20 protein-coding genes and 1 tRNA gene are annotated in these 24,287 nt (G+C 60.9%); 11 read left to right on the top strand and 10 right to left on the bottom strand.

Translation table 11 applies throughout. The features are described from left to right. Positions 1-3: 3 nt before the first annotated feature. The 5 genes from PB2503_RS10770 to PB2503_RS10750 all read right to left on the bottom strand — a co-directional run bounded on the left by PB2503_RS10770 (position 4) and on the right by PB2503_RS10750 (position 5,778). Entirely contained in the window at positions 4-1,626 is a 1,623-nt protein-coding gene (locus PB2503_RS10770; protein WP_148235263.1) for a hypothetical protein, read from the bottom strand. Between the two features lie 171 nt (positions 1,627-1,797). Then, on the bottom strand, positions 1,798-2,886 hold the full coding sequence (locus PB2503_RS14120; RefSeq protein ID WP_013301288.1) for a glycosyltransferase family 4 protein: 1,089 nt from the start codon (positions 2,884-2,886) through the stop codon (positions 1,798-1,800). A 35-nt stretch (positions 2,887-2,921) separates the two neighbouring features. After that, positions 2,922-3,920, bottom strand: coding sequence for a glycosyltransferase family 2 protein (locus PB2503_RS10760; RefSeq protein WP_013301287.1), 999 nt, complete (start codon positions 3,918-3,920; stop codon positions 2,922-2,924). Continuing rightward, a complete protein-coding gene (locus tag PB2503_RS10755) occupies positions 3,920-4,510 on the bottom strand; it encodes a putative colanic acid biosynthesis acetyltransferase (protein ID WP_013301286.1) in 591 nt (196 codons plus the stop codon). The genes PB2503_RS10760 and PB2503_RS10755 overlap by 1 nt, the downstream gene beginning before the upstream one ends. A 2-nt stretch (positions 4,511-4,512) precedes the next feature. Further along, positions 4,513-5,778 carry a glycosyltransferase gene (locus tag PB2503_RS10750; protein WP_013301285.1) on the bottom strand — a complete coding sequence of 422 codons (1,266 nt, stop codon included), beginning with the start codon at positions 5,776-5,778 and terminating at the stop codon, positions 4,513-4,515. A 70-nt stretch (positions 5,779-5,848) separates the two neighbouring features. On the opposite strand from PB2503_RS10750, the gene PB2503_RS14115 reads away from it, so the two are divergent. The 5 genes from PB2503_RS14115 (at position 5,849) to PB2503_RS10725 (ending at position 12,044) form a co-directional block, all read left to right on the top strand. Further along, complete coding sequence (locus PB2503_RS14115) at positions 5,849-8,239, top strand: DUF2793 domain-containing protein (RefSeq protein WP_013301284.1); 2,391 nt, start codon at positions 5,849-5,851, stop codon at positions 8,237-8,239. A 143-nt stretch (positions 8,240-8,382) separates the two neighbouring features. Continuing rightward, positions 8,383-9,198, top strand: a complete 816-nt coding sequence (locus PB2503_RS10740) for an FkbM family methyltransferase (protein ID WP_013301283.1) — start codon at positions 8,383-8,385, stop codon at positions 9,196-9,198. Continuing rightward, the gene (locus PB2503_RS10735; RefSeq protein ID WP_013301282.1) at positions 9,195-9,938 is read left to right on the top strand and encodes a class I SAM-dependent methyltransferase; all 744 of its coding nucleotides are present in this window, start codon (positions 9,195-9,197) and stop codon (positions 9,936-9,938) included. Before PB2503_RS10740 ends, PB2503_RS10735 begins: the two co-directional genes overlap by 4 nt. 40 nt (positions 9,939-9,978) lie before the next feature. Beyond that, the gene (locus PB2503_RS14110; RefSeq protein WP_049782004.1) at positions 9,979-10,932 is read left to right on the top strand and encodes a sulfotransferase family protein; all 954 of its coding nucleotides are present in this window, start codon (positions 9,979-9,981) and stop codon (positions 10,930-10,932) included. Then, on the top strand, positions 10,929-12,044 hold the full coding sequence (locus PB2503_RS10725; protein WP_013301280.1) for a CgeB family protein: 1,116 nt from the start codon (positions 10,929-10,931) through the stop codon (positions 12,042-12,044). Before PB2503_RS14110 ends, PB2503_RS10725 begins: the two co-directional genes overlap by 4 nt. Here PB2503_RS10725 and PB2503_RS10720 read toward each other — a convergent pair. Then, positions 12,041-13,414: an oligosaccharide flippase family protein gene (locus tag PB2503_RS10720; protein ID WP_013301279.1), complete on the bottom strand. Its 1,374-nt coding sequence runs from the start codon at positions 13,412-13,414 to the stop codon at positions 12,041-12,043. The two genes, PB2503_RS10725 and PB2503_RS10720, sit on opposite strands and share 4 nt — an antisense overlap. Further along, positions 13,411-14,574 (bottom strand): glycosyltransferase family 4 protein, encoded by a 1,164-nt coding sequence (locus PB2503_RS10715; protein ID WP_013301278.1) that lies wholly within the window; start codon positions 14,572-14,574, stop codon positions 13,411-13,413. Before PB2503_RS10715 ends, PB2503_RS10720 begins: the two co-directional genes overlap by 4 nt. A 142-nt stretch (positions 14,575-14,716) precedes the next feature. On the opposite strand from PB2503_RS10715, the gene PB2503_RS10710 reads away from it, so the two are divergent. From PB2503_RS10710 to PB2503_RS10700, 3 genes are all read left to right on the top strand, one after another. Then, the gene (locus tag PB2503_RS10710; protein WP_013301277.1) at positions 14,717-15,574 is read left to right on the top strand and encodes an FkbM family methyltransferase; all 858 of its coding nucleotides are present in this window, start codon (positions 14,717-14,719) and stop codon (positions 15,572-15,574) included. Next, the gene (locus PB2503_RS14105; protein WP_013301276.1) at positions 15,571-16,659 is read left to right on the top strand and encodes a glycosyltransferase family 4 protein; all 1,089 of its coding nucleotides are present in this window, start codon (positions 15,571-15,573) and stop codon (positions 16,657-16,659) included. The genes PB2503_RS10710 and PB2503_RS14105 overlap by 4 nt, the downstream gene beginning before the upstream one ends. Before the next feature lie 220 nt (positions 16,660-16,879). Beyond that, complete coding sequence (locus PB2503_RS10700) at positions 16,880-18,634, top strand: hypothetical protein (protein WP_148235261.1); 1,755 nt, start codon at positions 16,880-16,882, stop codon at positions 18,632-18,634. A 129-nt stretch (positions 18,635-18,763) separates the two neighbouring features. Here PB2503_RS10700 and PB2503_RS10695 read toward each other — a convergent pair whose 3' ends face one another. From PB2503_RS10695 to PB2503_RS10685, 3 genes are all read right to left on the bottom strand, one after another. Then, positions 18,764-19,534: an FkbM family methyltransferase gene (locus PB2503_RS10695; RefSeq protein ID WP_013301274.1), complete on the bottom strand. Its 771-nt coding sequence runs from the start codon at positions 19,532-19,534 to the stop codon at positions 18,764-18,766. Positions 19,535-19,784: 250 nt separating this feature from the next. Then, positions 19,785-19,860, bottom strand: a tRNA-Ala gene (locus PB2503_RS10690). 150 nt (positions 19,861-20,010) lie between these two features. Beyond that, positions 20,011-21,909, bottom strand: coding sequence for an ABC transporter ATP-binding protein (locus PB2503_RS10685; RefSeq protein WP_013301273.1), 1,899 nt, complete (start codon positions 21,907-21,909; stop codon positions 20,011-20,013). Between the two features lie 182 nt (positions 21,910-22,091). Between PB2503_RS10685 and fabD the strand changes: the two genes are divergently transcribed. From fabD to PB2503_RS10670, 3 genes are all read left to right on the top strand, one after another. After that, positions 22,092-23,036 (top strand): ACP S-malonyltransferase, encoded by a 945-nt coding sequence (fabD, locus tag PB2503_RS10680; RefSeq protein ID WP_013301272.1) that lies wholly within the window; start codon positions 22,092-22,094, stop codon positions 23,034-23,036. Between the two features lie 20 nt (positions 23,037-23,056). Then, a complete protein-coding gene (fabG, locus tag PB2503_RS10675; RefSeq protein ID WP_013301271.1) occupies positions 23,057-23,794 on the top strand; it encodes a 3-oxoacyl-[acyl-carrier-protein] reductase in 738 nt (245 codons plus the stop codon). A gap of 192 nt (positions 23,795-23,986) precedes the next feature. Further along, the gene (locus PB2503_RS10670) at positions 23,987-24,226 is read left to right on the top strand and encodes an acyl carrier protein (protein ID WP_013301270.1); all 240 of its coding nucleotides are present in this window, start codon (positions 23,987-23,989) and stop codon (positions 24,224-24,226) included. Positions 24,227-24,287: the final 61 nt, after the last annotated feature.

The raw sequence follows: 24,287 nt of genomic DNA, 5'->3' as shown, positions 1-24,287 counted from the left end.
AGGCTAGGCCGAGACGGGGGGGATGGGGCGGGGGGTGCGGACAACGCGCCGTCGTCGTGCACCTTGTCTGCCGATATTGAGATAGGGGTGGATGAAACTCATCGCGATCCAATAGGCGGCGATCAGGGGCATGCTTCCGATAAAGCCATTGACGAGATATTTACTCGGTCCGTCTGCGGACCAAAGAATAACGTAGAAGACCAAGGGGAAAAACAGAAAGCTCCGCTCCGTCACCCATTTCAACGTATGCCGCCCGACAAAGCCGAAGCAAAAGCCGACGATTGGGCAAATCACGAAGATACCCTTCCAGCCATATTGCCAGAAGGCGTCCCCGTAGATCGAGAGCCCGACAAGGGTGCTCGTTTCCCGACCGAGGATGAGGGAATAAAACTCTGCCCCGGGTCCGGCAAGGATCGGCTTGTCCGGCCAGATCAGCCGCGGCACGAAACGCATCCACGCCGTCTCCAGGGAGTTGCTGACCTGCCCCAGTCGGTGCAGCTCCATCGCGTTGGCGATCGGCCCGGCGAAGTCGAGTCGCATCCACCACCCTTGAATGTTCGGCGTGTGCGTCCTGACCATCTGAGTGGTTTCGGGGGCTGTGAAGTAACTCGCAACGGCCCCGGCCCGGTCTGAATAGGTCCCCTGATTGAGATCCCCGGTGAGGATCGTCAATTGGGTCCGTCCATGGGTCACGATGGGACCGGCGAGAATATAGGCGACGACGACGACGACCGTGCCGATGGCCAGCTCGTGCATGCGCCGCCGCGCCAGATGCAGCCCTAGGACGGGCAGCATGAGCGCCACGACAATCTCCAACTTAGCAAAGGAGAATAGCGACAGGATGAGGTGAATCGGCAGGAGGAGGGCGAGGAGAAACGCGTAGCTGCGGCCCCCTTTCAATCCGACGCAATAGGCGAGCATCGCAAAGCCAAGGTCGATCACAAACCCCATCGAACTGAAAACACCGGACAGGGTGCCGTCGATCATCCCCCATTGCATCGGCTTCATCAGGCCGTAGCGAAAAAGCCCGCCCGCAAAGATGGTCAGTAGGGCGATCGGCACGATCTTGTCAGGCATTGCCAGAAATTTGCTGGCTTGGCCCTTCGCCTTTTCCGTCTTCAAATCGGGAAGCCAGGCAAGGCTCCCATACATCCCGGCGAGGACGAGGGGAATCCCCACCCCAAGCAGAAGATTGACGTTCAGGAGTTGCACCATATCGATGGTGAGGGGGTGGAACATCCGGCTTTGCAGGGTCTCGGCACTTCCCCACACCCCCACCATCGTGCCGAACACAAAGAAAATGGCCGACTGAAAGGGAAACCAGACGAACGGAGTCCAGAGCGCTTCGGGGACTTGGCGAATGATTCGATAGCAGGTGGAGGCCAGCACGCCGAGGGAATAGATCGGGACGTAACGATTGACCGCTCTGATCCACCACTCATCGTAAAGGCTCTGGTCCGGCGTCGTGCTCGCCGTCACGAAAAAGATCAGTAACGGCGGCAGCAGAAGGACGATGGTTGATGCGTAGATCTCGCTCAGCCGCGTTTGGTCACTCTTCCGCATCGGTCCACGGCGACGAGGTCGTTGTCGTGGAGAGGGAGAAAAGCCAGTCGATGCGGCCTGCATTCTGATCCTTCGACGGTTGAGTGCTCGGCAGAGCGTCGGCGCCCTTAAGGGGCCTAAAAGAGGAACGACTCGATGCCGCTCCGCAATTGCTCTCGATACCATAGGGGAGTCGCTGCGCAAAGGTTCATCCCCCCGGGCGAACGCGGCGAGGAGGAGCCTCAGATGAGGGCCTCAAAGAACGCGGTCGAGCGCCTCATGCACGCGGGCCGAAAAAGCCGCAAAGCCGAACCGCTCCTGCGTTCGCTTGGCGAGATCCTTTCGGGCGTCCGTCGACATCCCCCGTGCCGTCGCCACGGCCTTGGGGAGATGGCCGGCGAAGGCGTCTTCGCTCACCGCCTCGCCCAGCCCGTCAAGCGCGTCAGGGGCGCCGCCCACCGCAAGGCCGAGGGCAGGGGTGCCGGCGGCCATCGCCTCGAGGAAAACAATACCAAAGCCCTCACCGGTGGAGGGCATGACGAAAAGATCCGCCGCTCTGTAAAGATCGGCAAGATCGCCGAAGGGCACCTTGCCGAGGAACCGAACGTGAGGGGTCAGCCCCATCTCGCTCACCAGGGTTTCAAGGCGGGCCCGGTCGGGGCCAACCCCGGCGATCAGATAGAGGGTGGAGGGGTCGGCGTCCAAGAGCCCCGGCAGGGCGCGTAAGACCCGGCCATGCCCTTTATAGCCTTCTTCCCTCGGATCGAGCCGCGCGACCGTCAACAAGGTCGTCCGATCGCCGAGACCGAACTTCTCGCGGGCTCCCTCGCGGGGGGCGGGGGAAAAATGCGGTCCCACCGTATTGGGCACGATGTGGGTATTGTCATCGCGACGTTGGGATTGCGCCCGGTATCGCCGTCTGGTGTCCTCACTCACGCAGAGGACAAGGGCCGAGCGATCCAGCGCCGACAGCACGGGGGGGGCGAGGGGCTGCCAGACCTCCGTTCCATGGAGCTGGCTGATCATCCGTCCACCGCTCAGTTGCTCCAGCTTGGCAGACAGCGGGCCGTGATAGATGTGCCCATTATAAACGAGGCCCGGACGTCCGATGGCCGCTGCGACAGCGGTTCTGAGGCCGTAGATCAGCTTATTGTGAGAGGGCCGATGGACGGTCAGGCCTTGGGGGATTGTCACTGGGGGCTCGGGGGCCAGACGGGGAAAGATCTCAACCCGGTCAATCGCCGGATGGGTCGCGGCTGCCGTCAGAAAGTCACGATTATACTGGGCGATCCCGCCATAGGCACCGAAGGCATCTGTCACTGCGGCAAGGAAAGTCGTGCCCATAATAGTGAAGTCCTTATAGCATGGCCCGATGGGCGTCAGGAGACGGATTTACGGGGCGGGGGAGGCGCCTTGGCAGGCGGGGCCTTGGGGAAAGCCGACGGCGCCGCGACGCTTTGACCTTCGGCCTTTCGGGGATCGAGACCAAGCTGGCGCTTGATCGCCGCCTCGGCCGTCAGGCCATGATCCGCCATCGCGCGTTCGACCTCCGCGACCTTGGCATCGACAAGAGTGCGATACCAAAGCCCCTGGAGGAGGTGCCAATAGGCCCCCGCTTTGCCATCGAGGAAGCCGAGCAGAAAAATATACCGTATCAGGAAATAAAGGACGCTCCTGCCCCCTCCCGGCAATCGGTGATAGAGCGTTTCTTTTATCGCCCGCTTCACCCGCGCCTGGAAGCTGGCCTTGGCGGTGCCGAAGGCGTCGCGCGGGAGGAAATGATAGCGGTCGTTCAGGACCTCCAGGGCCTCACGGGAGGCATAGTCGTTATGCTTGGCCGTCCACCAGGTCAGGGAATTGAGATTGATATCGGCAAGGACGATTTTGGATCGTTCGACCTCGCCGCTGACGACAACGTGCTCGTCCATCCAGCGCTGTTCGCACTGCCCCTGACCGATCCGCCACAGCCGAAGCTGCCAACTCGGCCGCATCCCGCCGAACCGAAGGCCATGGCCCATAAAATGGATAACGCGGTCAATCAGCAGCCCGCTGGTCGCCGGGGCGGCCCGTTCAGTGGCGTCACGCAGGCTCTCCTGAGAGCTTGGATCGAGGATTTCGTCGGCATCGATCCGCAAAATCCAGCCCTCGCGGTGGGCCAGGAGATCAATCCCCCGATTGACTTGGAGGGCATGATTGACCCACGGAAAGGTGGCGACCTCGGCCCCCTTTTCTGCGGCAATCTCTACTGTGCGGTCGGACGACCCACTGTCGATCACTGTTACGGACGCACACTGATCTTTGACGCTATCGATGCACCGGCCAAGATGCTTCTCTTCATTATACGCCAAAATGAGGGCGTGAATGTCGCCCTTTGCCATTAGAAGGGGGGGCGCGTTGCGACACTATGGGCGGGGTTGCCTGCAACGACAGTCCACGCGGGAACGGATCGCACGATGACCGACCGGGCGGCGGCCACCACCCCCTCACCAATCTCCACCCCCGGACCGACAAAGGCCTCCGCCGCGAGCCACCCCTTGGCCCCGATCTGCACGGGGGCAGTGACCAGCGGAAAGGCGGGGTCGCGGTGGTCATGACTTGCTGTACAGATATAGGTCCGTTGGCTGACCGTCGTGTCACGACCGATCGACACCTGGGCGACGTTGTAGCAATCCACCCCCGGTCCGAGACAGGCGCCCGCGGCGAGTTGGAGATTCCACGGCGCCCAGATGGTCACATCGGGATATACCGCCGCCCCACCTGCGATCTGCGCGCCGAACAGACGGAGGATCCGGCATCGCCAGGCGTGCAGGGGGGCCGGCGTCCACCGGGCAAATACAGCCCAGGCGAGTTGAAAGGCCAGCCGACGCAGCTTGTTCCCGATACTGGGGGGCGGCGTCAGCGTGGGTCGGACCGTGGTCGGTGTGACCGGCACTTCTTCTCTTTCGCGCTTCAGCGGTTCAACGCCCATCGTCACGCCTCCATTGACGGCAGGGAGACGCAGGTGGGGCGCTCCCGCCGATTGAGGAGCCATTCATAGACTGACACCATGTCTTCGCCAATCTTCGTCCACGAAAAGTCTTTTTGCATCCAGGCCCGTCCGGAAAGGCCCTTTTGGGCAAGGTCATCGGCAGAGAGTGACAGCGCATTTCGAAGTGCCGCCGCCATGGCGTCGGGGCCGTGGTCGATCCACCACCCGCACTCATGGGTGTCCAACCCCTGCCAGGGGGCGCCCTTGGTACAAATCACGGGACAGGCGGCGGCAAGGGCCTCGGCCACGACCATCCCGAAATTCTCGCTCAGGGTGGGCAGGACGAACAATGTGGCATCCTCGAACGCCCTTTGTTTCTCGGCGCCGTACAGCCCCTCCTCGAAGGTGACCGAGGTCAAGCCAAGCTGGGCTTTGAGGGCCTTCAACGTGCCGATATGGCCGCCCTCCGACGGGCCGACAACGCGCAAGGTCACCTCCGGGTGGTGCGTTTCGACCTGGCGCCAAGCGGTCAGCAGTCGATCGATCCCTTTCTTCGGATGCACCCGCCCAAGATAGAGTACCGTTCGGCGCCGTGGACGGGATGGCGAAAGGGGGGGAATATCGATCCCGTTCGGAATGATCGCCACAGGGGCTTTGAGGCCGGCGCGCCGAATATCCTCAAGCTCGACCGCTGCGGTGGCATGAAAACAGGCGACCCTGTGAAGCGCCCGGCGCTGAAAGAGGGCGCCGAAAATCTGCTTTTTTGCCTTCGAAAACTGGAGTGCCCCGGGGGAGAGCATTCCCCGCGGGGACAGAACCAAGGGCGCGCCGGTCCGGGCGGCGGCATCGGCGGGATAGATATTCGGCATCAGCCATAGGCCGTGACTGTGCAACACCGTTCCCGGCAACGCGGCATCGGCGATGAGCGCTTGGGCGAGGGCGGGGGCATGCCGCAGAGCACCGGCGACGGGAACTGACTGAAACGGCGTTGGGAATTGATGGAGGTGAACCGATGGGTCGGGGGGGGCCGGCACGGGGCCAGTGCAATAGAGAGAACTGTCCGCCCCGGCGGCGGCGATGCTTTCGGCGAGCCGGGTGGCCGAATAGGTCGGGCCCGCGGCGGGGTTCGTCAGATCCGAAATCACCTGGAGCACATGCAAGCGAGGCGACCGTGACGGACGGGCATCGGCGGCGGCCCCGGTGGATCGTTGGTTATCCATGGCGGCGCCCAGGGTGGCACTCGGCGCCAAGGGGCCATCGCTCCCCATATCTTATCCCCATCCTCTGCCTCTGCCTTACCTTTGCCCGCATGAGCAGGGCAAGGGCATCGAGGGGACCATGAGCAAAACCGATAATCTCGAACTTCCCTATTTGGCCGAAGCCCAGGCGATGAAGCACGTCACCCATAACGAGGCACTGCGCACTCTTGATGCGGTGGTCCACCTGGCCGTCCGCTCCCGCGAACGGACAAGCCCCCCTGCGCCCCCCGTCATCGGCGAGCGGTATATCGTTCCTGAGGAGGCTGAAGGCGCATGGGCGGGGCATGGGCAAAAGGTGGCTTTGTGGCAGGATGGGATTTGGGTGTTCCACACCCCCATCGAAGGATGGGTTGCCTATATCGTTGACGAGGACGGGCTGTTTGCCTATCGGGCCGGGGTCTGGGCCCCCATGGTGCCGTTCAGTGAATTCGATCTGTCTACGGCTGAGCAGATCGGCATCAATACCGATGCGGATACCACCAATAAACTTGCGGTCAAATCCAATGCGATCTTGTTCTCCCATGACGATGTCACACCGGGCACGGGTGACCAGCGGCTCTTTTTGAATAAGCGTGGACGGGAGGATGTCGCGTCGATCCTCCTACAGAATGACTTTGTCAGTCGCGGGGAGATCGGTCTCGCCGGCGACGACGATCTCAGGCTGCGTGCGTCTCCCGATGGCAGTTTATGGAGAGATGCGATCGTCATCGACCGTTATACCGGCGCCGTTCGGTTTCCCAATACGCCCGATCAACTCGGCCGCTTCGACGCCGATATCTATGTGGATAGCGAGAGCGGCGATGACGACAATGACGGACGGACGGCCACAACGCCGCTGAAAACGCTGACGGCCGCCCGACAAGCGGCGTTGTTACTGGGGGATGGGGTGCGCTTGGCCCTGGGGGCGGGCAGCTTTTGGCGGGACTCCCTCGATCTCTCAGGCATGAATAACGTGATCGTTGCCGCCCATGGTGACACCTCCACCCTTGGCTTGCCGGAGATCCGCGGCGACGATCCCCTTACCGGTCCTTGGAGCACTAGCGCTGATCGGGGGGATGGGCATGCGACCATCTATTCCCAACCCTTCGCATGGGAGGGGGAGGCGCCGACGACGCATTGGCTCGCCTTTTGGGAGCATCCAACAGCGGATGACGATCCGGACGCCCCCGGCGTGCGGAACCTGAAATGGGCCCCGAGCCTTGCCGATTGCGCCGCAACGCCGGGTACCTTTTTCGTCGATGCCGCCGAATTGGGGGCCGATCCTGCCCTTGAGTTCAATGTTACCGGTGTCGCCCGACAGGTCACGGTGTATCTCCATCCGTTTGACAGCACCGATCCGCGGACGGATGGGAAAAGCTATCACGGCATTACGCGCCAGGTCGGCGTTTATGTTGGAAACGATTCGGTGATCCGAAAGGTCGTTGCCTATCGGGCCGGTGACCATGCGGGGTCGCTCCATGGAAACCGTCGATGCCTGTTCGATCGATGCCTCGCCTTTGACGGGGTCTCCCACCAGATGCTCATGGGCTCGGGAGAGTTCCGTGACTGCACCGCTTTCCATAATCACGTCGACCACCGCCGGGGGGCGATTCTCATCGAGCATTCCGCCACCGGCGATGTTTCGGGGGAGAAGTGCCGATGGACCCGGACCCTGGCGGTGTGTACCCCAGAAGTCCGTGACGTGACCAATCCCATTGGCTTTGGGGGGCACTCGAACGGGGTGATCCTCTATGATTCATGGATCATCGAAGATTCCGCGTTGTTCGAATGCTCGGTCGCTTGTACGGACACGTCCTATATCCGGTTTGAACGGTTACGCCTTCAAAATGGGGGCATTAACGCATCCGCTCATGGCGCGGCGGCAAAGGTCGAGTTGATCGATTCCGAGATCGTCTTTACCCGGACACCGGCTATATCGCCCTATGCGATCTCAACCCAATATCTGGAAGATCCCTTCGATTTTATCATCGATGGTCTGCGGTCCCAGGTGCCTGAGGGCATTACGCTGATCCAGACCGCCACAAGGTCGACCATTACCGGCAGTATACTCATTGTCGAGGGCCAGGGCACCGCTATGGGCAATACGTTCGCCCTGACCACGGCCCCTCTGCCGGGCGGGGTCGATCTGCGTGTCGAGCGATCGGTTCTGATATCCGACGAAGGCTATCTCCGCCTTGTCACCGACGATGATTTCGTCGCGGCGGATAACGCCTATGGCGGAACCGGACGATGGTATCGCGACGGTGTGACCGTCGCCTTGGACGGTGATCTTGCCACCTGGCAGAGCGCGACTGGACAGGATGAAGGGTCGGTCCAAGGGGCCTTGCAAATTGCCGACCCCCTTGGCGGGGATTGGACGATCACCGGGGATCTCGGCGCGACGGGGGCGGGCTTGGCACGTCCCAATATCCGTTATTACTCGCTGCCCGCCTCGATCGCAGAGGCCAAGGCCCGCCTCGTCAGCGCCTAGGGCCTCTCAGTCGCGTGCCCTGACTTGCTTGCGATCGCGCCGTTCGATAGGGGGAGGGATCATTGGGGCGTGCCATGCTCATGGACGGCCCTTTTCGTGAACCTGTAACCCGATAGCTCTCTAGCGGAGACGTGAGGGCGCGCATGAAGATCGGTCGTTTTTTCAACTATTACCGCTATTACGCGGAGCATATCGCCCATCGCCTGAACGGGAAATCGAATGGCGATATGCGGACCAATGGCGAATTTGCGCTGCTCGAAGCGGCGCTTTCCCCGGGGGCGTGTGTCGTCGATATCGGCATGAATAAAGGGGAATGGCTGCAAGAGGCCTATGGCTTCGCCGCCGGGGCCGGCGCGCGTTTCATCGGCGTTGATGCGAACCCCGCCGCGATCGACGCGGCCACCCGTCGCCTTGGTGAGCGGGAGACCATCGAGTTCGTTCAGGCGGGGGTATCGGACGCCGCCGGGCGGGCGACCTTTTTCATCGGAGATGCGTCGGGCGTGCCGGGGGACAGCTCGCTGTTCAAACATTATTATCTCGAGCGGTCGGGGGGCATCGAACTCGATGTCGAGATCACAACCCTTGATACGATCCTCGCCGACAAGGCGGTGACCTCGGTCGATTTCATGAAAATGGATATTGAGGGCAGCGAATTACCCGCCCTCCGCGGGGCGACGGAGGCGCTGGCCGCCGGTCGCATTAAACGTATTCAGATGGAATATAATCAAACCTGGCTGCGATCTGGGTCCTCGATCGAGAAGCTGTTCGATCTCCTCAAGCCCCATGGGTTCAGGCTCTTCAGATTGACGCCCTCCGCTCTCCTGGAGATGTCGACCTATAATTACACGCTCGACGATTTTGTTTTCTCAAACCTCGTGGCGGTCTTGCCGGGATATGAGCCACGTATGCCGATCAAATCGAATTGGCATCCCTTGGCCTGCGGACCATCGGCCCAATGACCACACCCAGCGCGGCATTGGCGGACGGCCATTATGATCAGTATGTAGAATGGAAGAGCTGGGACAATCTCTTCAGTTTCTCAGATGTCGAGAACCGCTATTTCCGTATCGAGACCGCAGGGATTAGCGTGGCCGATGCGGACCTCCTCGAAATCGGCTTCGGGGCGGGTCATTTCCTGGCATGGGCGCGGCACCAGGGCGCGCGGGTCAGCGGTACCGAACTTCAGCCAGCCCTTGCCGAGGCGGCTGAGGCAGCGGGCATTCGCCTTCTGGCGCCGGCTATCGAGACCTGTGCGGACGCGTTCGCTGGGGCCTTCGACACCATCGTCTCCTTCGATGTGTTCGAGCATTTCCCCCTCTCAGATCTCGGCCCACGTCTCGATGCCTGCCACACTATGCTTCGTCCAGGGGGGCATCTCCTGCTGCGCTTTCCGAACGGGCAAAGCCCGATCGGGCTGACCCAGCAGCATGGGGATCCGACCCACCTTGTGCCGCTATCCCTGGCGAAATTGCGACCGCTCCTGATGACCCATGGGTGGGAGATCGTGGCCTATCGGGGACAGGCGATTGTCGGCGGCGGATCGCTCCTGCACAAGGCCGTGCGCAGCGTTCGGCAGCTCCTGCGGCGGATCATCGAGGCGACATACCAGTTCATTTACTGCGTCGATCACCCCCTCGACGCCGTGGTCGTCCTTGTCCTCAGAAAACGGGGATCGCCAAACCCTCATAAGACGCCGTAATGACGGGAAACAGGGCAGGAGCAAGATAGGCGTGACGTCGGTGGCGAGTGATGATGCCTCTCCGGGCCGGTTCCCGGACTTCCTGATTTTGGGCGCGCCGAAATGTGGCACCACGACCCTGTATGAGGTCTTGAACGGGCATCCGTCTCTCCATTTTCCGCGTAAGGAGCCGGGTTTTCTCAGCCAGGATGTCGAGAATACCGAACGCTATCGCGAACATGTCCCGGACCTCGCCGCCTATCGGCAGCTTTTTACGGCCACACCGGCGGGGGCCTTGGCGGGGGAGGCGACACCGCGCACCCTCTATTCCGCCGAAGCGATTTCTATCCTGGCCGCCCATCGGCCGGACGCAAAGCTGATCGCCGTGCTGCGCGATCCGGTCGATCTTGTCTTTTCCTACCATGCGCAAAAACTGCGTGAGGGGCAGGAGACCGAAGCCGATTTCGAGCGTGCATGGCGGCGCTGCGTGGACGGTGAGACGGGGCGGGCGCTTTCGGACGCGCCGTGGTGGAAGGGCCGAATAAATTACCCCTATTGGGGACGCTTCGGCGCCCCGCTCACCCGGTGGCGGGCCGCGGCGGGGGGCCGATTGCTCCTTATGCATCTCGATGAGCTGAATTCTAGTCTCGTCGCCGCCTATAGGCGAATACTCGACCATTTGGGTGTCGCCGATGACGGCAGGGAAGTTTTCGCGATGGCGAATGAGCGGGTGGATATCCGGCACCCCACGCTCAATCGGTTGGCGGTCACATTGCAAAACCAGCTACATCCGGTATTAGCCCCTATCCGGCAGGCGCGCGGTGGCCAATCCCTTGGCCTGCTTCGGCGTTTCCAGCGTCTTAACACAAAGCCCCTGTCGTCCCGCCCCGCGGTTTCCCGCGATTTCCGCCAATTCATGATGCAAGCCTTCGAAGATGATCTTCTGTTGGCGGAAGAAATTTATGGTCATCCGGTCCGGCGCCTAGGGGCGGAGGGAGACGCGCTAGAACCATGAGCCCCGATCAAGAGGATATGTCACCCTTACGCATTCTCGCTGTCAGTCGAACCCATTCGGGGGCGAACGATTATGCGTTTGTCAGGGCTTTTCGCCGCGCCGGTCATTCCGTCGAGACCGTCAATCCAGCGGAATATATCCCCGGTGGCTGGAACAGCCTTGTCTTACGGGCTGTCCGCCGGGTTCTGGAACAAACGATGGTGGAGACCTTCAACCGGGCCATTCTTGCCGCGGCAGAGAATACGCGTCCGCATCTCCTTTTCGTATTCAAGGGGCAGTGGGTTCGTGCGGAGACCCTCGACAAATTACGGGGGATGGGGATCGTCACGATCAATTTCTATCCCGATACCGGCTTTCGAAATCATGGCCGTTATCTGCCCGACGCGATCGCCCGCTATGATTGGGTGTTCACCACCAAGAGTTTCGGCGTCGACGATTTGCGAGAGAATTATGGGATGCCGAGGTCATCCTATATCGATCACGGGTTCGATCCGGAGGTCCATCGCCCCCATGTCCTCTCCCCCGAAGAGGAGAGGCGGTACGGATGCGATGTCGTTTTCGTCGGGTCGCGCACACCGAAAAAGGAGGGGGATCTAGCCCACCTCATCGCGCACCGCCCCGACCTGCACTACCGTATCTGGGGAGGGTGTCGTTGGTCCTTTCCCATCCCGCCCGGCGCCCGCGTGGATTTTGGCGGCATATTGTGGGGCGCAGAATATGCAAAGGCGCTACGCGGCGGCAAGGTCGCACTGGCGCTTCTTTACGAAGGGGATCCAGGCGCTCCGGCCCCCGATAATGTCACGGCACGGACTTTCGAAATTCCCGCGGCCGGCGGGGTCATGCTTCACGAGCGAACTTCTGTGGTGGCCGATCTCTTTAATGAGAACGTCGAAGCCGTCTTTTTCGATGACCGGGACGATCTGGTCGCCAAGGTTTCAGGGCTCATCGATGCCGAAGCAACGCGTGAAGCTATTGCCACCGCAGGGCGACAAAAGGTGGTTGACGCCGCCTATTCGGTGGATCATCGGGTGGCGCATATTCTCGATACTTACCGCCAATGTGCTGCTGATCTCTCCTCGGAAAGCCGTCGCCGTCGGGAGGGCAGCGATTAGCCTTTCTTGGTCCGGGGGGTGACCAAAAGGCCCACCGTTCTGATCGTTGTGTCGAGGGACAAATGGTCCCGTACCGATCTCATCATCAATAACTGCATGACTGATTGGGCGATGAGGGTGCCAAGGGCCGCTCCCGCGGGACCAAGGGTAAGCACTAGAGGGAGATTGATCACAATATTGAGAAGGGTGCCGATGATGCTGGCGCGCAACGTCAACCTTTCAAGGCCGCCCATATTCAGACAAAGCGCCGTCGGTCCTAGGGTACTTGTTACGAGCTGCGATGCGGCGAGAATGAGCAAAATAGGAAGAGCATCACTATAGTCCGGACCGAAAAGGACATTAATCGCCCACCCGCCGAGAACGACAATTCCCCCCAAAGCACCAAGCGACAGGCCTGTACTCGCCAAGGCTGCGAAAGCGACAAGGCGTTGACTGGCCGCCTTGTCCTTTCTGGCGAGGGCACCGGCGAGCCGGGGGGAGAGCTGACTATTGACGATGGTTTGCCCCACGACGGCGAGGGAGGCGATCTGATTGGCCACTGCGTATAAGGCAACAGGGCCGGGGCCGACGAAAAGACCGACCATGAGAATATCCAACCGTCGATTGAGCACGCTTATTCCCGTACTGAGAGAAAGGGGAAGAAGGCTCCTCAGCCACGACCCCACAGTGCGTGACCTGTCGAGCTGATGTCCTTTTTTCCTCAAATAACGGAGGAATAGGCCGGCGCCGACATAGGTTGCGATGGCGGCAAGAAGTAACGCGGCGATATGGGCCGCCATGGCCGCTTGGGCGGTCGGCGGGGAAGCGGCCAGCGCAAGGGGAATGAAGGCCAGGAACAGGGCTGGCCGCACTAAAGCATCGGACAGTGAGGCATAAAGGGGCCGCCGGACGCCATTGATCACCGCATTGCCGAGGGCAAGGAGGCCCATCAATGTGGCGACCAGTGCCGCAGCGGGAAGCAGAAGGGTCTCGCCGCCGATATCGATACCGAAGAGCTGGGATAGCGCATAACAAATCAGCACCAGAAAGGTCCCGATCATCAGCGTCAAAATGAATGCCCACCCGATGAGGCCTGTAGGGAGGCGCGCATCGGTGCTGGCCCGCGCCGTTTCCCGGAGCACCAGGGTCGGCATCCCCATGGTCGCCGGCAAGGCAAGCAGCTGCGCCACCGCAAAGGCGAATGCATAAGCGCCGTAGGTTTCGGTCCCCAACCCACGCGCAAGGATCACGACGACCAGGAGGCCGAGGCCCATATTCCCAAAGCGGACCAGCAGCATGCCGATCCCGCTACCGAGCACGCGGGACATCGCTGCCGAAAGGGCATATCGGCCGCTTGAGGGCTCACCGGGTGACGACGGGGGAGCGGTCATGTAGGCGATCCGGCAGTCGCCGTGACCGCTTTCAAAATACCCGCCGCCGCTGCGTCCAGCGAATGAGCGGCCGAGACCTTCGCGATCGCCGCCTCAGAGGGAGGATGCGTGAGAACCGCCTCCAGCGCCGCTGTCAGCGCGGCGATATTTCCCAAGGGGAAGGAGCGGGCGGCCCCGCCCCCATGATGGGTGAGGTCCGGCGCCGACCCACAGGCATTGGACAAGATCACCGGCGTCCCACTCGCGAGCGCCTCATTTGCGACAAGGCCCCAGGTTTCCCGTCCCGTCGAGGGCAGGACCAGCACATCCGCGGCGCCGTAAACGGAGGGCATATCCGATTGGTTCACAAATCCTAAGGGATGGTATGAGACGCCCCTGGCCGTCGCGAGTTCCGACATCTGTGTCTCAAGCTCTCCGCTACCTGCCACCAGAAGATGGACTTTTCCATGACGGCTCGGCAGCGCAGCGACGGCCTCGACAACATCCAGCGGCCGTTTGAAGGGAAGGAGTTTCCCGGCAAATAAGACCACCCTATCCTGAGGGGAGGTGAGGGTCTCGCGGCGCCATTGCGTGCCTTTTCCCTTATCGGCCTGACGTGTAAAAAAAGACGTGTCCACCGCATGGGGCGAATGATAAAGGCGCTGCTCGGGATACCCATACTGAGTGTAATAGGCTTTATTCCGTTCTCCGACATAACAGGCGGCCGTGAAGCGGCGCAGGAGCCAGGGATAAAGGATTGTTTTGGCAGCGTTCTTCACCCTACTCGTCTGAAGTCCCGCTTGGCTGTCGCCTCTGACGATCACCGGGATGCCAAGCCTCTTTGCGGCGACAATCCCCTGGAGTTGGGATTTCAGATGCCAGCCCAGAACCAATGCGGCGTCAACATCATCCGCTCTCAAACGGTCGTGAATATCCGGCGTATCGCTACTGGAAAACCCGCCAGCGCCGGGTGAAGGGGCGGTATTGGTCAAAAAGCGGTGCGGGTATCCTGTGGTCAGATCCTGATCCCAGGTAAAGGTAACGCCGAAGCCTTTGCCCTGGGTCGTCGCTGATGGTTCGTAGGCGTAATAAACCATCAGATCGATCTGTTTGGCGAGCGTTCGGAAGAGGGGGGCGTAGTATTGAACCGGGTGAGAGGTGATGACGGCCAGGCGCGGCATTGCGGGGTGCCTCAACTTACGCAATCCTGACATATCGCCCAAGGGCCATTTCCTTGTCCAGTCTCAGCTTGGCCCCACCATTCAGAATGCTATAGGAGCGCCCAAAGAAGGGCTGCTGCCCCCTGTCCGATCGAGTTCCTTGATGCGCCGAACCGTCAGATTTCTGAACACCCATCCCCTTAATCGGCGGACTCCATGGATCGGCTATTGGAATTTTGCCCGGTGGCAGGCGAAAAGCCCCTTTTTGCGGGAAAAAGCGCGGGTTGAATGGATCGACGGCGCGTGCCTCATGGTGTCGAAGGGGATGGTGGGGGCAACGGGCAACATCTATTGCGGATTGCACGAATTCGCGGATATGGCCTTCATCCTCGACATGCTGACGCCGGAGGACCTGTTTCTTGATATTGGCGCGAATGTCGGCTCCTACACCATCTTAGCGGCGGGCGCCCGTCAGGCGCGCGCGATCTCGTTCGAGCCTGACCCGGTGACGGTCCGCCACCTTGAAGAAAATGTCGTGGCGAATGGGGCGGAGAGCTTGGTTCGGATCGAAAACTGCGCCTTGGGGGATTGCGCTGGCACCTTGTCCTTTACCACTGGGCAAGACGCGATGAACCGGGTTGCCACAGCGTCCGATCGGGCGGTCCAGTCCGTCCCGGTCAAGCGATTGGACGATATTGAGGGGGCCGCATCGGCGGTCGTGGCGAAACTCGATGTCGAGGGCTTTGAGGCACCGGTTCTAAAGGGCGCCTCGACCGTCTTGGCCTCAAAGACCCTGTTGGCCGTCGAGGCGGAGACGGCCGACCCTGATGTGGTCTCCCTGCTCGAAGGGGCCGGGTTCGTTGAACGCTATTACGATCCGTGGGCAAAGCGATTGGCCGAGCAGCCTATAGTCGGCTTGAACGCGTCAAACGCGCTCTTCATTCGTGATGTCGACGCTGTTGACGCTCGCTTGGCGGCCGCAGGCCCTATCGCCTGGCAGGGGCGGGTATTACGGCCGTGAGACGGGTTTTCGCCTATGGCTATCGGCCCGTATTCCAGCGGGCGAACACGGACATTTCCTATATGAGATCGTTGTCCGCTCTTTCGTCATTTACGGCGTTGGATGTTCAAACCGCCGCCTCGACCGTGATCGATGTCACTGAAAACGCGAGGATTTTGTCAGGGGCGATCGGTCGCCGGCTGGGACGGGGGCGCTATCCGACAAGTTTTTTTTCGTCTGCCGAACTCGCGGCTTTGCAGCGGATCAGACGGCACACGCCGTGGGAGGTGTTCTACACCAATGGCCGCTTACCGGCGTCCGACGTTTTGGGGCCAGTCATTCGCTTCGATTATATTCACGAGCCCGATGAAATCGACGCCCCCGCCAAATTCATGCAGGATGTCGAAGCAAAGCGCGCCTATGCGCGCCATTGCGCCGGTATTCAGGTGGCGACCGAAACGCAAAAGCGACTATTCGCCCGGATCGGTATTCCAGAGGCGAAAATATTTGTTGTTCCCTTCTTTCTGCCGCAAGTCAGCACGCTCAGCGAGACGGCGGTCGAGGCCAAGCATCAAGATGATCGGTGCCTCAGGATTGCCTTTGTCGGACACCAAGCCCGGCGCAAGGGGTTGCCCGCCTTGTTGGAGGCGCTGCAAGCCCCGCACGTATCGGAGATTCCGTGGGAATTGACGATTGTCTCGAAAATGCTCGATGGACCGGTTTCACTGCCCCAATCCGATCGTATTTCCTATCACGAACAGCTTCCCCGCGACGAGGTTCTCTCGTTATTTTCCCGTGCCCATGTGCTCGCGGTGCCCAGCCTTCGGGAGACCTTTGGCCTTGTGTATGTCGAGGCGATGGCGAGCGGCGCTGTCCCAATCCTGGCGGCCGGCCCCCAACAGCGTGAGCTGAGTGCAGAAGGGGAGGTTGGATTCCCCGTCGGTCCCGATCCCAAGGCCATTGCGGAAAGCCTCAGACTTCTTGGCACCAATCGCAGCGATCGGATGCGCAGGGCCCAGAAGGGAAGGGAGCTGTTCTTGAGCCGTTACCATCCGGCCGTTGTCGCCGAGGCCTACCGACTGATGGTTGAGCGTATTTGTCAGTAATAAGACAACGAGCCTTTCTTTGCCCGTGAAACCTGCGGCTGTCAGCAGGGAAAGACTCGGCCCCTGTCGCTCTGACGGCTCCGATTATTGTGCACTGCAGAGATAAACGGCAATCTTTGTTGGTGGCGCCGATGTCAATGATTGCAATGATGAAAGCCATCCAATACCAATGAAGGGGCGGCGAAATATCGGCCAAGGCCTTGAAGGGGGAGAGAGCACCATGGACATTCAGCCATTCAAAGCGCTGTTGCGCTATCGGCAACATCAATTCGATCAAGAGGCCACGGCTCCCATCGCGGCGGCAATGTCGAGCGCGACGCCGATCTCGCGCTTCCCCTTGGGCGAAGGATTTTCGCTTTTCAATGTGAATGCCGGGCCGATCAATTTGACTGACGATGCCCTGTTCGCGGACGCCCTTGGCCCCTTCACCGATGCGCTTGACCTTGCAGAATCGGTGGAGAGGGCGGCCATCTCAGAACGGGATGCGGCGGTGGCAACCCGCGATGATCTTTTGCTTAAACTGTCTCTGGCCGAGGATGTGGTGGCCGCGCAAGCGGAAGTCCTCTTCTATGAGGGGGTCCTTTTTGGGGCCGAGGCGGCGCAGGCGGCGGCGGAGCTGGCCCTTGATGGCGGGATCCTCGCTCTCGCTGCGGCGCAGGAGGCCGTCGACTTTGCAGAAGATGCGCTGAACGAGGCCATCGATCTCGCGAATATTTTACTCGACGCGGTGGATGAGGGGGCCGTGCTGGCGGCGGAGGCCGCCGTGGCCGCGGCGGAGGTTGCTTTTAACCTCGCGGCGGATGCGGCGGATGTCGCTCTCGATATTTATGTCGGGGCGGCGGCGACCGTCGATTTCTTCGCCGGAATTTTCGGTGATGCCATTCGTACCGTGATCGATGGCGTCGTCTCCGCTGCGGCGGCGACGCGCAATACGGCCCTCTCGGCGCTCAACGCGGCGCAGAACGCCGTCGACGACGCGCGGGACAGCGTCGATTACTATCAAGACCAGTACGATAATGCGCCCTTCTATGAGAAGGCGTATTGGGGACCTCTCCTGCTGGGGGCCCAGGGGGTGCTGGCTGCGGCGCAGGTTGCTCGGGACACGGCGCAATTGGCCTATAATGGGGCCAATGCGGCTTACCAGGAGGCCCGGGATGCCCAGGAAGCTGTGCAGGATGAAATCGACTCGCTCCAGAATCTGAACCTCGCCGAGCAGGCTGAGGCCCAGGCTGCCAACGCTCTTGCCAGTGCCGAACAGGCGCTCGACGCAGCGGAGGCGGATTTTGCCGCCGCCGCTGCCGCGGCTGCCGAGGCGGTGCAGGATGTGGAGATCAGGGAAGCCGAGTTTGACACGGCGGTCGCCGCGCTTGCCGCGGCGGAGCGGGAGGTCGGGCAGTTCCAGGCCGAGGTCGATCGGATCATCCTCGAAGAGGTACGGCCCGCGCAGGCGGCGCTCACTCAAGCCCAACTCGACGAAGCGGACGCCCAGGAGGCCGCCGACGATTCAGGCCTTTTCAGTGGGGAGGTGACGCCTGCCACGGTAGCGGCGGTGTTGGCCGAATTGGGCTTGGCCGAAGCGGAGGTGCTAGCGCTCGACGCGGCGGTGGTGACCGCTGGGCTTGGGGTGGAAGCCGCCGAGTTCGCCCTTGAACAGGCAAGAATGACGCTTGGGATCCCGGATTTCGATATCAACCTCTCGGTTGGCCTCGAGGCCTTTCTCGAAGCTGCGATTGAGATCAGTCGCGGCGATACCGATGCGGGGGAGAGCGCGTTCTCCGGCGCATTGGTCTTCGATCTCGACCTTCTCTACGATCTGAATGCGGATGGGTTCTTCGTGTCTCCCGATGGAGAAACGGTAATCGACCTTGAGGAAGAGCCGCTCGCGCTCGAAGGCTTGGCAGAGGCGCAAATCAGCATTCCGCTTTTCGGGACGGTCATTGAGCCTACGCCGGAAGCGGTGGTGGACGTCGCTTAACGGCCGATCGGTCCCACGGGAGATCGTGGTCGCATTCGACAGGTTATCTCCATCATTTATAGGGGACGGACCATTGGGGCCGTCCCCTTTATTGTGACGATATTTGCGCCCGCGAGAGGGGGAGGGGCGTCAGTGAGCAGCGGGCTGCCACAGGACGTCGGAGCGTGACCAATCGATGGCCGACTGGCCGATCGCCGTCGGCTCATAGCCAAACTGTCGAAAGATCTCCGCCACCTCGTGTTCGCCGACACCGAACCGCGCCTGATTGCGGGCGGCATGCTCGACGATGAACGACGTTGAACGCTGACCAAGGAGAGCGGTCGCCCCTTGGAGGGCATCGCGCTCCCGGCCTTCGACATCGATTTTGATGAGCTTTGGCGGACGATCCAGGGCGAGCTTTGCCAAGATGGAATCGATTGTCTCCACCACAATCAATTCAACGGAAATGGCCTGGTCCTCGGCTTCTTCAACAGTGCCGACATAGCTCACGCCGGAACTGGGTTGGACCCTGAGGACGTCGAAAGAGGCATTGGCGCCGACCCCCATCGGCAGAACTTCGATATTCGACCACCCATTCCTCGATATGCTGTCACGAATGTTCTTGCACAGAGCAATGTTCGGCTCCACCGCGATCACGCGCCCGGTGGGCCCGACGCACCCGGCCGCTACGGCCGAAAAATAGCCCACATTGGCCCCAATATCGAGGAACGTATCCCCAAGGGTGAGCATCTCCCGTACTACCTGCTCGATCGAGGGCTCATAGCGGTGCCGCAGATAGATCGAGCGGCCCACTGTGTTGCTCATATCGACGCGCAAATGCGGTCCGTGATGAAGCTTCGCCCACATATTCAATTTTGTCCGATCGAGTATCTTCGTGGCGAGCCGCTTCGGTGACAGCATTTCCGCTCTCCTACATCCCTGGGCGATCCTTATGACCTAACGCTGTCCTCCGGTGAAGACCCGGGCTTGCGCCGTCATTCCCCTGCCGCGCGTGGGGCGGCGCCAGGGCACGATTGCCCTCAGCGACATTAACGGCCTGCCGCAATCGTCCTTGTTTTGACAGAAAACTTGCGCGGCTACTCGGCGTCTCACCACGCGATGGGGAGCCCGCAACCGCGCTCAAGCAGCGAAGCGGTAGCGCAAATAGAAATGGTGGAGCTAGGCGGAATCGAACCGCCGACCTCTTGAATGCCATTCAAGCGCTCTACCAACTGAGCTATAGCCCCGCGCCGATCGGCGAGGGGAGCGGATTAGAAAACTCCCGCCGGTTTGGCAACCACAAACCGACGCCCTGATCCACGCTGCCTGATCGGGCTTTCTCACGTCTCTGCTGCCGCCATTCATGCGCCGATAAATGTTGCAGGCGGCAGCCCCCCTCACATCTCAGTTGATTGCCGATCGTCGCTGATCGCCGCTTCCTCTTGAGGGGTCTCCCCCCCCTCGGCGAGGAAGCCGCCCGACTGACGTGACCAAAGAGACGCGTAAAGACCGTCGGTGGCGACCAGCTCAGCATGGGTACCCTGCTCGACGATGCGGCCTTTATCGAGCACAATCAGCCTGTCCATGGCGGCGATCGTTGAAAGCCGGTGGGCGATGGCGATCACCGTTTTCCCGGCCATCAGGCTGTCGAGACGATCTTGGATCACCGCTTCAACCTCGGAGTCGAGGGCCGACGTCGCTTCGTCGAGCACGAGAATAGGCGCATCCTTCAGGAGTACCCGTGCAATGGCGATCCGCTGGCGCTGGCCGCCGGACAATTTAACCCCCCGCTCGCCCACATGGGCGTCGAGCCCACGCCGCCCCTTTTTATCGACAAGACCCTGGATAAAGTCCCACGCTTGGGCGCGTTGCGCGGCGGCGATGATCGCGTCGTCGTCCGCCTCCGGGCGCCCATAACGGATATTGTCCCTAATGGAGCGGTGGAGGAGGGAGGTGTCCTGGCTGACCACGCCAATATGTTGGCGCAAGCTTTCCTGCTCGACCTCGGCGATATTTTGGCCGCCAATGGTGATGCGTCCGGCCTCGACATCATAGAGACGAAGCAAGAGATTGACGATGGTCGTCTTTCCCGCCCCTGATCGACCGACAAGGCCAATCCGCTCCCCCTGACGAACGGTGAGGGAGAGATCATGAATCACAGGACCGCGGCCGCCGCCCTTTCCGTAGGAAAACTGCACATGATCGAAAACAACATCGCCCTCCGCCCGCTGCAGCGGGACGGCGTCAGTGTGGTCCGTCACGGCGATCCCGTTGGCGAGGGTTTTCATCCCGTCCGACGCGGCCCCAAGATGTTCGAAGAGAAACGCCGCCTCCCAGAGGAAATAGGTGGCTTGCCCTTTCATGCGCAGCGCAATGGCGCTCGAAAAAGCCACCGCCCCGATGCTGACCTGCCCCCCGGTCCATAGGAAAATGCCGGTCAGAAGGGTGGCGGCAATGAAGAGGTCGTTGATCGCCTGTAGGGCGCTCGACATGGTGGTCGACACGCGGAGGGATCCGTAAACATCGCTCAGCATTGAGGCCATGCCCTCTTGGGCATAGCGCTCTTCGGCTTTTAACGACCCGAAACTCTTGACGGTATGAATATTCGTATAGGAATCGACGATACGGCCGGTCAGCGTCGATCGGGCATCGGCCTGGCGTTCCGACCAGGTTTTGAGGCGCGGCAGGAAGAGTCGCAAGGTCATTCCGAAGGTCACGACCCATAGGACCAGTGGGATGGCCAGCCGCCAATCATTGCCGATGAACAGCGCGAGCGTCGTTAAGAGATAGACCCCCATATAGACGAAGAGATTGCCCACTTTGAGGCAGACATCCCTGACGCCGATGGCACTCTGCATCAGTTTGGTCGAGATCCGCCCGGCAAAGTCGTCCGCGAAAAAGGTCGTCGACTGACGTAGGAGATAGCGGTGACCCCGCCACCTGATCTGCATCGCCATATTACCGAGGATGCCCTGAAGTTGCAGCAATTCCTCGACAAAACCGATCAGGGGCCAGATTATACCAATCAGGGTACAGACGAGAAGAATCTTGACCCCGTGGTCCGCCCAAAACCGGTCGGGACTGCTCGCCGCCGCCCAGTCGACGATCTGACCGATAAGGCTGAACGCGACGACTTCGATCGCCGCGACCATGACGGCAAGAATGAGGCTTGCAAGGAAGACCCATTTGAAGGGACGCGCATAGTGCCAGATAAAAGCCGCCAATTGGCGCGGCGGCGCCTCGACAGGATGGTCGGCAAACGGATCGACCATATTTTCAAAATAACGGAACGGCATAGGAAACTCTTCGGGCTCGGGGCAGCCGACCACCCTAGGGACCGCAAGGCAGAGAGGCCAGTGAAGATCTCATGACGCTGCGATGGGTGCGGGCAAGGGGTGAAGAGCTTCGGCTCCGAAACGGTCTGCCCCCGGTGGACGATCCCGGCTGCGATCCCTAGAGCTTTCGCTGGAGGAATGTGATGACGAAGAGCGCCTCGCCGATCAGTTATATCTTTCCCGGCCAGGGAAGCCAAAGCGTAGGGATGGGGGTCGCATTGCGTGATCATTTCCCGGCGGCGGCCACTGTGTTCGAGGAGGCCGACGAGGCCTTGGGCAGGAATTTATCCCGGCTGATGTTTGAGGGGCCGTCGGAGGAGCTGACCCTGACGGAGAATGCCCAACCTGCGTTGCTGGTCGTGTCCATTGCCGCGCTGCGGGCCCTTGAGGCGGAAGGCTTCGGCCTCGGGGCGGTGCGGTCGATGGCGGGCCATTCACTGGGGGAATATACCGCCTATTGCGCCGCCGGGGCGATCGAGCTTGCCGATGCTGTCCGCCTGGTGCGGCTTCGGGGGGAAGCGATGCAGGCGGCTGTGCCGGTGGGGGAGGGCAAGATGGCGGCGGTGCTGGGTCTTGATATCGAGACCGCCGCGGCGCTGGCCGCCGAGGCCGGCGTTGAAATTGCCAATGACAATGCTCCCTCACAAATCGTTCTTTCCGGTCGGGCGGCGGCCATCGACGCCGTTTGCGCCAGGGCGAAGGAGGCCGGGGCCAAGCGGGCCATGCTCCTGGCGGTCTCGGCGCCGTTTCATTCGAGCCTGATGGCACCCGCCGCTGAGCGGATGGCCGAAGCCCTGGCCAAGACGTTTTTTCAGCCCCCGAAGGTGCCGGTCTATTCGAATGTATTGACCACGCCGCCCGCGGGGGAGGAGGCGATCAAGCGCTCTCTCGTCGATCAGGTGACCGGTCGCGTGCGCTGGGTGGAAACCATCTCGCAGATGGCCGAAGATGGGACGGAAACCTTCATTGAGGTCGGACCGGGAAAAGTGTTGTCTGGGCTGGTCAAGCGCATCGCCAAATCGGCAACCGCGCTTTCCTTTGGGGAGCCTGACGACATCGAGACCCTGAGAGATCGTCTGGGACATTAGAATCATCGAGGAGACGGAAGATGTTCGATTTAACTGGCAAGACGGCCTTGGTAACCGGGGCGACGGGCGGCTTGGGCAGCGCGATGGCGACCGCCCTCCATGCGGCGGGCGCGGAAGTGGCGCTCTCCGGCACGCGTGAGGAACGTCTGAAGGAAGTTGCCGATAAATTGGGCGATCGGGTTCACATCCTGCCCGCCAATTTGTCCGATGTCGACGCCGTCGAAAAACTGCCCGGTCGGGCGCAGGAAGCCATGGGGAGCCTCAATATTCTTGTGGCAAATGCCGGCATTACTCGCGATAATCTCTTTATGCGGATGAGTCTTGAGGACTTTGAGAAGGTTATTGATATCAACCTCAAATCCTATTGGATTCTTGCAAAAGCCTCGATCCGGGGAATGATGAAAGCACGGTTCGGTCGGATCATCGGCATTTCTTCCGTAGTGGGAGCAACTGGCAATCCCGGTCAAACCAATTATGCGGCCTCCAAAGCCGGCATGATCGGCACCACCAAATCGATCGCCTATGAGGTGGCGACCCGCGGGATCACGGCCAATTGTATCGCACCTGGCTTTATCGAAACCGCGATGACCGATGAGCTGACGGACGATCAGAAAAAAGCGACGACCGATCGCATCCCCATGAACCGTATGGGGCAGCCTGAGGATATCGCCGCCGCCTGTGTCTATCTCAGCTCCGATGAGGCAGGCTATGTGACCGGGCAGACCCTGCATGTGAATGGCGGGATGGCCATGATGTAGGCGTTAACAACTTCCCCATTGGGGGAGAGCGGGGCCGAGCGTGGAGAGGGCTATCTTATTGAAGGGTGCGGGAATATGACCTTGTCAACTTGCGCCCATCGGGGACCTCCCCTAGACGCACGGCCTTGAGAACATCGCTGGGGAGCAAGCGTCGCCTGCCTCCCCCGGCAAGAATCCTGTAAGGAGGCCAAGATGGCAGACATCGCCGAGCGCGTGAAAAAGATTACGACGGAACATCTCGATGTAGATGCGTCCAAGGTCGAACCAAGTGCCAGCTTCATCGACGATCTCGGCGCGGACAGCCTCGACATCGTCGAGCTGGTGATGGCGTTCGAAGAGGAGTTCGGGATCGAGATTCCCGACGATGCAGCCGAGACCATTCAGACGGTCGGCGACGCCATCAAGTTCATCGAAGAGAAGAATGCGGGCTGACCCCTTCAGCAATTCAATGATCTGAATTCGGCCCGCCGCTTTCCGAAAGCGGCGGGTTTTT

The organism is Parvularcula bermudensis HTCC2503 (assembly GCF_000152825.2).
Classification (GTDB): Bacteria; Pseudomonadota; Alphaproteobacteria; order Caulobacterales; family Parvularculaceae; genus Parvularcula; species Parvularcula bermudensis.
This window is presented reverse-complemented; position numbering and strand designations above follow the sequence as displayed.